This window comes from Streptomyces sp. NBC_00887, assembly GCF_045207585.1.
On record NZ_CP108788.1, the window covers coordinates 6,365,067 to 6,377,918 of the forward strand.

Genomic DNA, 12,852 nt, shown 5'->3' on the forward strand with positions numbered 1-12,852 from the left:
ACGCCCCGTTCGGCTCCGGGTGGCACCCGGCGGGGGTGCCCCCCCGTGCGTCACCGGCGCGGTCAGTACATGAGGGCGTCGTCCAGGCCCGTCTGCCAGTACGTGACGGCCAGCGTGCTGTCGACGAAGACGGCCTCGGTGAGCGGGACGTCCGAGGACGGGCCGCTGGAGCCGGAACCTTCGCGGCCCTGGAAGCTGACCGTCACTTCCTTGGTGGAGTAGCCGCCCTTGCCGCTTCCGTCGGCGGAGGCGGTCAGGATGCCGGCGTAGGCGGACTCTCCGGGGCTGAGGGTGACGACGGCCTGCGGCTTGCTCTCCTCGAAGGTCTGCGGGACGGCCTGCGCCTCGCCGAACCTCAGGAACGGGTAGGAGTAGGCGTTGCAGGCCTTCGAGCCGGTGTTCGTCACGGTGAGCAGCATGTGGTTGACGGGCCGGGTCACGGCCGTGAGCGTCACCTTGGAGTTGCCGCCGTCGCAGGCGAGGGTGACAGGTCCGCCGGCGTCGCCCGTGGCCTTCGGCTGCTTCGCGGCGGGCTCGGCGTCGGTCGAACCGGAACTCGAACCGGAGTCCGTACCCGAGCCGTTGGTCCCCTTGTCCTTGTCCTTGCCGTTGTCCTTGTCCGCGGGCGCCTTCGTGCTGTCCGAGGGGTGCTCGGACGGGGAGGCGGTCGCCGGGGCGGAGGTGTCCGCTGCTGCCTGGCCGTCCTCCTGGCAGGCGGTCAGCGAGAGCGCGGCCAGCAGTGCGGCGGTGCCGAGGGCGGAAGTGCGGGCGATACGACGGAAGTTACGGTTGCGCATGAGGTGGTTCTCCCCGTTCAGAAGGTCTGTCGTGTCCGGGGCGCCGCTCGGGCGCGCCGGGTGGTGCCGGCTGTGCTGGAGAATGACGAGTGGTCAGAGGTCCCACAGGAGTGTGATGACGGTCGCCGTGGCGGCGATCAGCACTCCTGCGGCGACCGCTTCGGTCAGGCTCGGTTCGAAGCGGGTACGCACTGCGTCTCCCGGTGTGGACGAAGGTCGGTCCGGCGGTGTGTCCACATCTTGTGCGGGGCCTGATTCCGGTGGCAACGGCTGCCGGGCGGTTCGGGACGGTGGAACGGTTGAATGCCCTCTGACCTGGGGGAACGAGGCCTCCCTGGAACGCGGTTCCGGGATGGATCAGTGGGAGGAACGGTCGGCGTGGGTACGGAGATCCAAGACTTCGCGGCAGAGCTCAGTGGCCTCAAGGAGCGTTCCGGGCTGAGTTACGGAGCACTCGCCCGGAAGCTGCACATGAGCACGTCGACGGTCCACCGGTACTGCAACGGCGACGCCGTTCCACAGGACTACGCGCCGGTCGAACGCTTCGCCCGGGTGTGCCGGGCGTCGGCGGACGAGCTGGTCGGTCTGCACCGGACGTGGATCCTGGCCGATGAGGCGAAGCGGCGGGGGGCGCGGAAGGCGGGGGTGGGTGGCACGGTGGAGCCCGGGCCCGTTCCGCAGGAGGGCACGGAAGCGGAATCAGGACCGGAGGCCGAGGACGTGACGCCGTCGGAGGCGTCCGGCACCACCGCCGTACCCGCCCCCGGCCGGCGGCCGTCCCGGCGGTTGCGCGTCCTGCTCGCGGCGACCGCCGTCGTCGCCCTCACCGTTCCCGCCGCCCTGGCGTTCCGTGGCCTCACGGACGACGGCGACGGCGAACGGACCGACGCGGCCACCGGATCGGCCCCGGTCGTGCCGAGCGCGAGCAGCAGCGGCGGCGCGGACAGCGCGTCCGCGACGCCGAGCGGGCCGGCTTCACCGTCGGCCGGAGGCAGTGCCACCGCCACTGCCCCCGCCTCCCCCGGTTCACCGGCGCGGCAGGGCGGTGGGGCGGATGACCGCGGTGCCCCCGTCAGCGCCGCCATCAGCTCGTACAACTGGGAGTCGCCCTGCGGGCAGTACTACCTGCTCGACCGTGAGCCCGGCACCGTACCGAAGCCGCCCCCGCCCCAGGACACCCGCAACTGGGCGAGGGCGCTCGGTGGTGTGGACGGGGGCGACATGATGCTCGAACTCACCCTCCAGGGGGCATCGCGGGAAGCGGTGGTGCTCAAGGGTCTGCATGTGCGGGTCGTGGGGCGCGAACGGGCGCTCGCCTGGGCCGCGTACTCGATGGGGGAGGGCTGTGGGAGCGGTATCACTCCGCAGAGCTTCGACATCGACCTGGACGAGAGCCTGCCACGCTCGCGTCCGGTCGCTGGGCAGGACGGCGGCGTCGTCGTGCCGGCGAAGGACTTCCCGTACCGGGTGAGCTCCACGGACGTGGAGGTGTTCCACCTCGACGCGCATGTGGAGGGGCACGATGTGACCTGGTACCTGGAGCTGGAGTGGAGCAGCGGCGGCCGGAGCGGGTCCCTGCGCATCGACGACAACGGCAAGCCGTTCCGGACGAGCAGCATCACGGGGCGGCCGGAGTACCGTTACCGGGCGGATACGGCCCAGTGGGTGGAACCCGACTACTGATCGGGCGCGGAGTACAGTCGGCGGGTCCCCGTCCCCTCGATTCGGTCAGGTGTTCCATGTCCACCGATACAGACGACAGACCTGACACCGGGTACCCCGAGCGCATCCTGCGGTTGCGGCGACGGCTGGAGCGGCTGATCGGCATCGCCGCCACCGAGGGCAACGCCCTCGTCCCCCTCCACAACGGCGACGAGATATTCGCCGCGATGCTGGGCGCGATACGTGATGCTGAGCACACCGTGGACATGATGACGTTCGTGTACTGGCGCGGTGACATCGCCCGTGACTTCGCGGAGGCGTTGTCGGAGCGGGCCCGCGCCGGAGTGCGGGTGCGGCTGCTCCTGGACGGCTTCGGCAGCCGGCTGATCGAGAAGGACCAGCTGGCGATGATGGACGAGGCCGGGGTGGAGGTCGCGTGGTTCCGCAAGCCGCTGTACCTGTCGCCGCTCAAGCAGAACCACCGCTGCCACCGCAAGGTCCTCGTGACGGACGAGGAGACGGCGTTCACCGGTGGCGTCGGCATCGCGGAGGAGTGGTGCGGCGACGCCCGTAACGAGCGCGAGTGGCGCGACACCCATGTGCAGGTGCGCGGCCCCGCGGTGGACGGTCTGGCCGCCGCGTTCGCCCAGAACTGGGCGGAGTGCCACGACGAGCTGTTCACCGAGCGCGACCGCTTCGTCGACCTCCGGCCGGAGGGCGACGCGATCGTGCAGGTGGTGCGGGGTTCGGCGAGCTTCGGCTGGCAGGACATGCAGACCCTGCTCCGGGTCGTCCTGGAGTCCGCCGAGGAGCGGGTGCGGCTCACCACGGCGTACTTCGCACCCGACACGTACTTCGTCGAACTGCTCTGCGCAGCGGCGGCGCGGGGCGTCACCGTGGAGATCCTGCTGCCCGGGCCGCACACGGACAAGCGGGTCTGCCAGCTGGCGGGGCAGCACCACTACGAGAATCTCGTCGCCTGTGGCGTGAAGATCTACCAGTACCAGCCGACGATGATGCACACCAAGGCGGTGACCGTGGACCGGGTCGCCTCGCTGATCGGCTCGACCAACTTCAACCGTCGTTCGCTGGACCACGACGAGGAAGTGATGCTCGCCGTGCTGGACCCGGCGTTCACCGCGACGCTGGACCAGCACTTCGAGGACGACCGCGCCGACAGCGTGCTGATCGACGGCGCCCGGTGGAGGCGCCGCTCGCCGGTGCAGCGGATCCGGGAGGCTGCGGTCCTGCCGATCCGCCGCTGGCTGTGACCCGAGGCGCCGTGCAGGTGCCTGGGCGGGGGCGCCTCGGTGCCGGGGTCGTCACGCCGGGCCGGTCCCGCCGCGCGGGGGCACGGTGACGACGGTGAGCGCGAGGCCCTCGCGTACCTGCCAGCGGCCGTCGAAGCCGGTGAGCGGGGGGCCGGCCGTCGTGGTGCCCGGGACGAGCAGGGCGGCGGCGAAGGTGCCGTCCGGGCGCAGGGTGATGTGCGCGTCCTGGAAGCCGAGCCAGCGGCCGGTGAGCGGGGACCAGGCCTTGTAGACGGACTCCTTGGCGCTGAACAGCAGCCTGTCCCAGGGGACGTCGGGCCGGTGGGCGGTGAGTTCGCGCAGCGCGGCGCGTTCGGCGGGGAGGGTGACGAGGTTCAGCGAGCCCTCGTCGTTCAGTGGTTCGGCCGGTTCGGCGTCGATGCCGAGGGAGGCCACCGTCGTGTTCTCGGCGACGGCCGCCGCCCGGTATCCGTCGCAGTGCGTGAGGCTGCCGACCATGCCGTCGGGCCAGCGGGGCGCGCCCCCGGTGCCGGGGAGGATCGGTGCGGGGGGTCGGCCATAACTGGCCAGAGCGGTGCGGGCGCAGTGGCGGACCGTGGTGAATTCGTGCCTCCGCTTGGCCACGGCCCTGGCGACGAGGGCCTCCTCCTCGGGGAAGAGGAAGGGTTCGGCGCTGTCGTGGAAGGTGTCGACGGCGGTGACCAGCGGGGGAAGCAGCGGGGCAAGTAGGCCCGCGAGAGCGGGGCCACCGGTCGGAAGCAGGGTCATGAACGGTCACGGTACCGGTGCCCGGCACGCTCCCTCGAGCGGCGCTGGATGCCGTATAGGCCAGATATAGCCGGTGAACGCACGCTCGACTCATTCGAACGGATGGGGGCAGCATGCCGGACCAAGAGGCACAGGTGGCACTGGTGACCGGGGGGTCGCGCGGGATCGGGCGGGCGGTGGCCACCCGGCTCGCACGGGACGGCTTCGACGTGGCCATCTGCTACCGCTCCGACGACGCGGCGGCGGAGCAGGTCGAGAAGGAGATCCTGGCGGCGGGCCGGCGGGCGCTGATCCGCCGCGTCGACGTCGCCGACCGGGTCGGTGTCCGGTCGTTCGTCGCGGACGTCGAGGCGGGGCTGGGACCGGTGTCCGCGGTCGTCACCTCCGCGGGGATCACCCGCGACAGGCCGCTGGCGCTGATGTCGGACGACGAGTGGGACTCGGTGCTGCGCACCAACCTCGACGGAACGTACAACTTGCTGCGCTCGGTGGTCCGTTCGATGATCCGGCGCCGTGCGGGCACGGTCGTGACCCTCTCGTCCGTGGCCGGGGTCGTCGGCAACGCAGGACAGACGAACTACTCGGCCTCGAAGGCCGGGATCATCGGGCTCACGCAGGCGCTGGCCAAGGAGTTCGGCCGCTACGGAGTGCGTGCCAACGCCGTCGCACCGGGCTTCATCGACACGGAGATGGTCGCCGGTGTGCCGGAGGCCGTCGCGAAGGACGCCCTGACCCGCATCCCGATGGGGTGCTTCGGCACTCCCGAGCAAGTGGCCTCGCTGGTCTCCTTCCTGGCTTCCCCGCAGGCCGAGTACATCACCGGTCAGGTGGTCCGGATCGACGGGGGCATGGCGCTGTGACCGCCGCCTCGGAGACCTGGTTCCGCAGGTACGCGCGGACGGGCGAACCGCGGCTGCGGCTGGTCTGTTTCCCGCACGCCGGCGGCAACGCCCAGCTGTTCCACGGCTGGCCCTCGCGGCTCCCCGCCGATATCGAGGTCCTCGCCGTCCGGTACCCGGGCAGGCAGGAGCGGATGGGCGAGCCGTGCGTCGAGTCGATGGACGAGCTGGCCGGCCGGATCTCCGAGGCGCTCATCCCGTACGGCGACCTGCCGATGGCCTTCTTCGGCCACAGCATGGGCGCCGCGGTGGCCTACGAGGTGGCGGTGCGGCAGGAGGCCGGTGCGGGCGAGGGTCCGGTCCGGGTCCTGCTCTCGGGGCGCAACGCCCCGCACCGGACGTCTCCCACGACCCTTCACAGGGCCGCTGACGACGTCCTGGTCGCCGGGGTGTCCCGGCTGGGCACCCTGGGCGGCGACCCGTACGCGGTCCCGGAACTGCGTGAGCTGCTGCTGCCCGTACTGCGCTCCGACTACAGGCTCATCGAGACCTACCACCCGCACAGCCCGGTGGCGCTGCGCGCTCCGATCGTCGCGTACCAGGGCGACAGGGATCCGGGCACCTCCTACGAACAGTTGCTGGCCTGGGGGGAGTTGACGACCGGGTCCTTCGCGGTGCGGTCGTTCCCCGGGGACCACTTCTACCTCGCCCCCCGGGAGGCGGAGCTGACCGCGGACATCGCGGGGCGGCTGGCTCGGATCCCGACCGGCATGCAGGCCGGATAGCCGAAGGCTTCATCACAACAGCGAGAGGAGCGGCGCCGTGACGAGTCCGACGTCCTGGGCACCACTGGAGATCGAAGCGAAGGGTGAGGGCGGGACCGGCGAACTGCTGAGCCGCCTGGAGGAACTGGAACTCGGCCTGGCCGGGACCCTGGTCAAGGAGAAGGCACTCGTCTTCCGCGGCTTCGGGATCACCCCGGAGACGCTGGACACGGCCCTGGACCGGCTGCTGCCGAACCGGCTGGCGTACGTGCACGGCAACTCGCCGCGCACCAAGGTCGGCGGCAACGTCTACACCTCGACGGAGTACCCGCAGGAATTCACCATCTCGATGCACAACGAGATGAGTTACGCCCACGCCTGGCCGTCCCGCCTGGCCTTCTTCTGCCAGGTCCAGCCGGGCTCCGGCGGGGCCACCCCGGTACTGGACGCCGAGCGCTGGCTCGCCGTCCTGGACCCGGAGGTGCGTGAGGCGTTCGCCGGCGGCGTGCGCTACGTGCAGAACCTGCACGACGGCTACGGCCTCGGAAAGAGCTGGCAGGACACCTTCGAGACCGACGAACGGGCCGACGTGGAGGCGTTCCTGAAGAACGCGGGGGCCGAGTGGGACTGGCGGCGCGACGGGAGTCTGCGCGTGGAGTCCCACCGTCCGTCCACGACCAGGCACCCCGTCACCGGCGCCGAGGTGTGGTTCAACCAGGCCGACCAGTGGCACCCGGCCGGTCTCGGCGACGACACCGCGGCCGAGCTCGCGCAGATCCTGTCCGAGGACGAGCTGCCGCAGTCGGTGCGGTTCGCCGACGGCAGCCCGATTCCCCCCGAGTACGTCGCCCAGGTCCGCGACCGCGGGCTGGAGGCAGCCGTGGACGTCGACTGGCGCACGGGCGATCTGCTGCTCATCGACAACGTCCTGCTGGCCCACGGCCGGCGGCCGTTCACCGGGGACCGCCGCGTCCTCGTGGCGATGTCCGACTGACGCCCCGGCCCCCAGGGCTGCCCCGACTTCTTCGACCACGGAGCGAGCTGACCATGACCATCACCTCGGAAGAGACACCCGCCGGCTGGGTGGGGAGCGGGACCGTGCCCGGGATGCGACGTCCCGCGGCCCCCGGCACCGGCATCCACGGCTACATCACCGAGAACCGGGCGGAGCTGCGCGAGCTGCTCACCCGGCGCGGCGCACTGCTGCTGCGCGGATTCGAGGTCGGCGGTGTCGACGGCTTCGACGGCACCGTCCGGGCGTTCTCCGGCACGCCGCCGCTGGCGTACGCCGAGCGCTCCTCGCCCCGCAGCACCATCAAGGGGCAGGTCTACACCTCGACCGACTATCCGCAGAACGAGGAGATCTTCCTCCACAACGAGAACTCCTACCAGGCGGTCTGGCCGCGGACGCTGTACTTCTTCTGCGTCGAGCCGCCCGTCACGCAGGGCGCCACCCCGCTCGCCGACATCCGCCAGGTGCTCAGGTCGGTCGACCCGCAGGTGCGCGCGGAGTTCGAGGCACGCGGCTGGCAGGTCGTGCGCAACTTCCACGCCGGGTTCGGAGTGCCCTGGCAGGAGGCCTTCAACACCTCGGACAAGGACGCCGTCGTGGCGTACTGCAAGGAACGCAGGATCGAGGCGGAGTGGCGGCCCGACGGCGGTCTGCGCACCACCGCGGTACGGCAGGCGGTGCACCGCCATCCGGTCACCGGCGAGGAAGTGTGGTTCAACCACGCGACGTTCTTCCACGTCAGCACCCTGGCCCCGGAGGTCGGCGCCGGTCTGCGCGCGATCTTCGCCGACGAGGACCTGCCCACGAACACCTTCTACGGGGACGGTGGGGTCATCCCCGACGAGGTGACGGACCACCTGCGCGCCGCCTACCGCTCGGCGGCGGTCCGCTTCGACTGGCAGCGCGACGACGTCCTGGTCGTCGACAACATGCTCGCCGCGCACGCGCGTGAGCCGTTCACCGGACCGCGGCGCATCGCCGTGGCCATGGCAGAGCCGTCCGACGCCTGAAGCCCGACGGCTGACGGACCTATGGGGAGTTGAGGGAGACATGTTCGAGTTCAAGACGTACGGATCACGGATCTCCGGACTGGCCGTGTACCGGCCGGCCAGGCTGGTGTCCAACGAGGAACTGGCACCGCTGACGACGGTCTCGCCGCAGTGGATGGAGAGCCGGACCGGCATCAAGACCCGCCACCACGCCTCCGACGAGGAGGACCTGGTCACGATGTCGGCGGCCGCGGGCGAGAAGGCCGTCGTCTCGGCCGACATCGACCCGGGCGAGGTGGACCTGACGATCGTGGCGAGCGCCACCCGCCGTCGCCGTATGCCCGGCATCGCCCCCGAGGTGGCCAGTCGTATCGGACTGCCCAACTCGGGTGCGTACGACCTCAACGCGGTCTGTGCCGGCTTCACGTACTCGCTGGCCATGGCGTCCAACGCCGTGCGTCTGGGCGAGGCACGCAACGTCCTGGTCGTCGGCGCCGAACGGACCAGCGAGTGGATCGACCCCGCCGACCCCGACACGTTCGTCATCTTCGGTGACGGTGCCGGAGCCGCGGTGGTGTCCCGCTCGGACCAGCCCGGCATCGGCCCGGCGGTCTGGGGCAGCGACGGCGCACGGCACGACGTGCTCGGCATCACCGAGAAGGCGGACGGCCGGGAGTACGTCACCATGAACGGCCCGCTCGTCTACAAGTGGTCCACGGCCACCATGCCGGACGTCGCCCACCGGGCGTGTGCCGCCGCCGGGATCACGATGCAGGACATCGACTGGTTCGTGCCGCACCAGGCCAACAACCGGATCATCAAGACGCTCGCCGCGAACCTCGACCTCCCGCCGGAGCGCGTCGTCAACGACGTCGTCGACACCGGGAACACCTCGGCGGCCTCCGTGCCCCTGGCGCTGAGCAGGCTCAAGGACAGCGGCCGCAGCACCCCCGGCGAGAACGTCCTGCTGCTCGGCTTCGGTGCCGGCCTGACGTACGCCGGCCAGGTCGTCCGGATGCCGTGACCGGCCCCGGCGAACCCCCAGAACCCCCGCACGCACATTCACGCGCACACACCTACGGAGAGACGAAGGCCATGACCAGAGACGAACTGATTGTCGAGATCATCAACCTCACGCTGCGTACGGCGCCGGACCTGGAGGGCGAGGTCACCGCCGATTCCAGCTTCGACGAGCTCGGCATGGACTCCCTCACCCGCATCGACCTCCTGGCCGCCGTGGAGAAGGCCTTCAACCAAACAGTGCCCGACGAGCGGGTCGGCGACCTGCTGCGCGTCAGTGACGTCGCGGACTTCCTGACGGCAAACAAGGCAGGAGTCTGACCCATGGGCCACACGGACCCCATAGGCGGGGCGATGCCTCTGTCGGTGGGCCAGGAGGGGCTATGGCTGCTCCACAAACTGGCTCCCGACAGCGCGACCTACAACCTCGCGGGTGGTGTCCGGATGGAGCCCGCGCCGGACCCGGAGGTCCTGGCGCGGGCGGCCCGGGCGCTCACCGAACGGCACCCGATGCTGCGTTCGGTGTACGTCGAGGCCGACGGCAGTCCCCGCCGGCTGGTGAAGAACCCCGGCGACATCGGCGAACTCGTCGTGCGTGACGTACCGGACGCGGACGACGACGAGCTGCAGCGGCTCGTCGCGGCGGAGGCGGGCACCTCCTTCCGGCTCTCGGAGGAGGGACCGTTCCGGGTGGTGCTGTGGCGCCGCCGCACCGACGCAGTACTGCTGGCGCTCACCCACCACATCGCGACCGACGCCATCTCCCAGTGGATGCTGTGGCGCGACCTGCTCGCCGCGTACGAGGCGTTCGCCGAGGGCAAGGAGCCAGGCTGGGATCCCGTCGCCGTCGACTACGACCACTTCGTCGAGAGCGAGCGGGCCCTGCTCGAATCCTCGCGCGGTCAGCGGCAGGCGGAGTTCTGGCAGGAGCAGGTCGAAGGTTCCGCACCCGCGGAACTGCTGACCGACAAGCCCCGGCCGGCCGTCGCGTCGTTCACCGGTGCCAGCCTCGTGCGCCGACTGCCCGACGAGCTCGCGGAGCGGCTCAAGTGCGCCGCCGCCGAGCAGGAGATCTCGCAGTTCGCCCTGGCGCTCGGCTCCCTGCAGGCCCTTCTGAACCGCTGGACCGGACAGACCGACTTCCTCATCGCCTGCCCGGCCTCGGTGCGCCGCTCGGCCGCCAAGGACGTCGTCGGCTACTACGTCAACCCGGTCCTCATCAGGGCCGTGTTCGACAGGAACACCCCGCTGGGCGAGGTGACGGCCGCGGCCAACGAGCGCCTCAGGCAGGCGACCGCGAGGGCCACGTACCCGTTCCCGCTGGTCGCCCAGGCCGCGGAGGCTTCCGGGCCGCTGTTCCGGATCTCCATGACCATGGTCACCACGGACCGCTTCGGCTCCGAGCTGGCCGGTGCGGTCGCCGGTGTACCCCTCGACGTGGCCGGTCTGACCACCACGTACCTGGAGATCCCGCACCTCGAGGGCCAGTGCGACATCACCTTCGAAGTCACCCGTGACGTGCAGGGGCTCACCATCGCCCTGCGCTACGACACCGCGCTCTTCGAGCGGGACACCATGGACCGGCTGTTCGACCAGCTCATCCGCTTCATGACCGCTGCCGGGGACACACCCGGGCGCCCGGTCTCCCGGATCCCGCTGACGGACGCCGCCCAGAAGCGTTCTCTGCTCGCCCTGGGCAGCAACACCGGCGCCGGATCATGAAGCAACCGGTGCTCCGCGGCATTCTCGACGGTGTCGGCAACACGCACCTCGTCGAACTCGGCGGGCTGCTGCCCCGCTTCGGGTCCCGCGTCTTCGCCAAGCTCGAGGCGTTCAACCCCGGCGGCAGCGTCAAGGACAGGTCGGCGCTGTCGATGCTGCTCGGCAGGATCCGCAGCGGGGAACTGGTACCGGGCAGGTCCACGGTCGTGGAGTCGAGCTCCGGGAACCTGGCGATCGGCATCGCACAGATCTGCCGGTACTTCGGGATCGACTTCATCTGCGTCGTGGACCCCAAGACCACCCAGCAGAACCTGGCGATCCTGCGCGCCTACCGGGTCACGGTCGAGATGGTGACCGAGGTCGACCCGGACACCCGCGCCTATCTGCCCGTGCGCCTGGCGCGGGTACGCGAGCTCGTGGCCGCGACACCCGGCGCGTACTGGCCCAACCAGTACGCCAACCCGCTCAACCCCCGGGCCCACGTGCAGACCATGCGGGAGATCGCCGAAGCACTGGACGACCGGGTGGACTACCTGTTCTGTTCGACCGGTACCGGCGGCACCATGACCGGCTGCGCCCAGTACATCCGGGAACGCGGACTCCCCACCACACTGGTGGGGGTCGACGCGATGGGCAGCGTGCTGTTCGGCGGCCCTTCGGGCCCGCGGCTGCTTCCCGGACACGGGGCCGCGATCAAGCCCTCGCTGTTCGATCCGACACTGGCCGACGAGGTCGTGCTCGTCAACGACCTCGACTGCGTCGTCGCCTGCCGGACCCTGACGCACCGTGAGGCGATCCTCGCGGGCGGCTCGTCGGGAGCGGTGACCGCCGCACTCGGGAAGATGGCCGACCGCATTCCGGCCGGCAGCAACTGCGTGATGATCTTCCCCGATCGCGGCGACCGCTATCTCGACACCATCTACTCCGACGACTGGGTGCGCGCCCACTTCGGAGAGGTCTCACACCTGTGGAACGAACCCGAACACACATTGGCGGTGGGCGCATGCTGATCATCAAGCACGGGGAAGTGGCCGGGCTGCTGGCCGGACGGGAGAAGGAGGTCATCGACCTCGTCGCCGAGGCGTACAAGCGCCACGACGAGGGGCGCACGGTCCTGCCGCACTCCGTCTTCCTGCGGTTCCCCGACCGTCCGAGGGACCGGATCATCGGCCTCCCCGGCTACCTCGGGGGCGACACCGAAGTCGCCGGAATGAAGTGGATCTCCTCCTTCCCCGGCAACGTCGCCGCCGGGCTGCAGCGGGCCAGCGCCGCCGTCCTGCTGAACTCACTGGAGACCGGACATCCCGAGGCGCTCATCGAGGGCTCCCTGATCTCGGCCATGCGCACCGCGGCCTCGGCCGCACTCGGCGCACGGATGCTCCTCGGGGGCCGCAGGCCGTCCGGGATCACGCTCATCGGCACCGGTGTCATCAACCGCGAGGTGCTGCGCTTCCTGGCCGCCGAGCTGCCCGGGCTCGACTCCCTGGCCGTCCACGACACGGACATGGAGCGGGCCAAGCGCTTCACCGCGGATCACGCCAGGCTGCTGCCCGGCGCGAAGATCCGCCACTGCGCGACGCTCGACGAGGCGCTGGGCGCCCACGACCTGGTGTCCTTCGCGACGACATCCGCCTCGCCGTACACCGGCCTGGACGCCTGCCCGCCCGGCACCGTCGTGCTCCACATCTCGCTGCGCGACCTCACCGTGCCCGCCGTACTCGGCGCGCACAACATCGTCGACGACCCCGACCACGTATGCCGTGAGCAGACCTCACCGCACCTCGCGGAGCAGCACACCGGCGGGCGCGACTTCGTCGACGCCTCCATCGGCGCACTGCTGCGCGGCACCGCCCGGCTGGAACCGGAAGTCGGGAAGCCGCTCGTGTACTCCCCGTTCGGCCTCGGCGTCCTGGACCTGGCGCTGGCCGGCTTCGTCCGGGACGAGGCACGAAAGGGCGGCATCGGCACCCGTATCGACGGGTTCGTTCCTGCGCCGACGCCCTAGGAA

13 protein-coding genes are annotated in these 12,852 nt (G+C 70.7%); 11 read left to right on the forward strand and 2 right to left on the reverse strand.

Annotated features, from left to right (window positions below):
* Positions 1–62: 62 nt before the first annotated feature.
* Positions 63–797 (reverse strand): DUF4232 domain-containing protein, encoded by a 735-nt coding sequence (locus tag OG844_RS29170; RefSeq protein WP_406394271.1) that lies wholly within the window; start codon positions 795–797, stop codon positions 63–65.
* 378 nt (positions 798–1,175) lie between these two features.
* Here OG844_RS29170 and OG844_RS29175 point away from each other — a divergent pair, with 378 nt between their 5' ends.
* On the forward strand, positions 1,176–2,480 hold the full coding sequence (locus OG844_RS29175; RefSeq protein WP_406394273.1) for a helix-turn-helix domain-containing protein: 1,305 nt from the start codon (positions 1,176–1,178) through the stop codon (positions 2,478–2,480).
* A 56-nt stretch (positions 2,481–2,536) separates the two neighbouring features.
* Positions 2,537–3,730, forward strand: a complete 1,194-nt coding sequence (locus OG844_RS29180) for a phospholipase D-like domain-containing protein (protein ID WP_406394274.1) — start codon at positions 2,537–2,539, stop codon at positions 3,728–3,730.
* Positions 3,731–3,781: 51 nt separating this feature from the next.
* Here the strand turns inward: OG844_RS29180 and OG844_RS29185 are convergent, their stop codons facing one another.
* A complete protein-coding gene (locus OG844_RS29185) occupies positions 3,782–4,498 on the reverse strand; it encodes a 4'-phosphopantetheinyl transferase (RefSeq protein ID WP_406394276.1) in 717 nt (238 codons plus the stop codon).
* Positions 4,499–4,611: 113 nt separating this feature from the next.
* Between OG844_RS29185 and fabG the strand changes: the two genes are divergently transcribed.
* The 9 genes from fabG to sbnB all read left to right on the forward strand — a co-directional run bounded on the left by fabG (position 4,612) and on the right by sbnB (position 12,849).
* Entirely contained in the window at positions 4,612–5,358 is a 747-nt protein-coding gene (gene fabG / locus OG844_RS29190) for a 3-oxoacyl-[acyl-carrier-protein] reductase (protein ID WP_329209894.1), read from the forward strand.
* Complete coding sequence (locus tag OG844_RS29195; protein ID WP_406394278.1) at positions 5,355–6,122, forward strand: thioesterase II family protein; 768 nt, start codon at positions 5,355–5,357, stop codon at positions 6,120–6,122. The genes fabG and OG844_RS29195 overlap by 4 nt, the downstream gene beginning before the upstream one ends.
* A 37-nt stretch (positions 6,123–6,159) precedes the next feature.
* Positions 6,160–7,095 (forward strand): TauD/TfdA family dioxygenase, encoded by a 936-nt coding sequence (locus OG844_RS29200; protein ID WP_406394280.1) that lies wholly within the window; start codon positions 6,160–6,162, stop codon positions 7,093–7,095.
* Positions 7,096–7,208: 113 nt separating this feature from the next.
* Positions 7,209–8,123, forward strand: coding sequence for a TauD/TfdA family dioxygenase (locus OG844_RS29205; RefSeq protein WP_406396295.1), 915 nt, complete (start codon positions 7,209–7,211; stop codon positions 8,121–8,123).
* Between the two features lie 40 nt (positions 8,124–8,163).
* Positions 8,164–9,126: a beta-ketoacyl-ACP synthase III gene (locus OG844_RS29210; protein WP_406394281.1), complete on the forward strand. Its 963-nt coding sequence runs from the start codon at positions 8,164–8,166 to the stop codon at positions 9,124–9,126.
* A gap of 71 nt (positions 9,127–9,197) precedes the next feature.
* A complete protein-coding gene (locus tag OG844_RS29215) occupies positions 9,198–9,443 on the forward strand; it encodes a phosphopantetheine-binding protein (RefSeq protein ID WP_329209902.1) in 246 nt (81 codons plus the stop codon).
* A gap of 3 nt (positions 9,444–9,446) precedes the next feature.
* Positions 9,447–10,844 carry a condensation domain-containing protein gene (locus OG844_RS29220; RefSeq protein ID WP_406394283.1) on the forward strand — a complete coding sequence of 466 codons (1,398 nt, stop codon included), beginning with the start codon at positions 9,447–9,449 and terminating at the stop codon, positions 10,842–10,844.
* Positions 10,841–11,854 carry a 2,3-diaminopropionate biosynthesis protein SbnA gene (sbnA, locus tag OG844_RS29225; protein ID WP_406394285.1) on the forward strand — a complete coding sequence of 338 codons (1,014 nt, stop codon included), beginning with the start codon at positions 10,841–10,843 and terminating at the stop codon, positions 11,852–11,854. Before OG844_RS29220 ends, sbnA begins: the two co-directional genes overlap by 4 nt.
* Positions 11,848–12,849, forward strand: a complete 1,002-nt coding sequence (gene sbnB / locus OG844_RS29230) for a 2,3-diaminopropionate biosynthesis protein SbnB (RefSeq protein WP_406394287.1) — start codon at positions 11,848–11,850, stop codon at positions 12,847–12,849. The genes sbnA and sbnB overlap by 7 nt, the downstream gene beginning before the upstream one ends.
* The last annotated feature ends 3 nt before the right edge of the window (positions 12,850–12,852 follow it).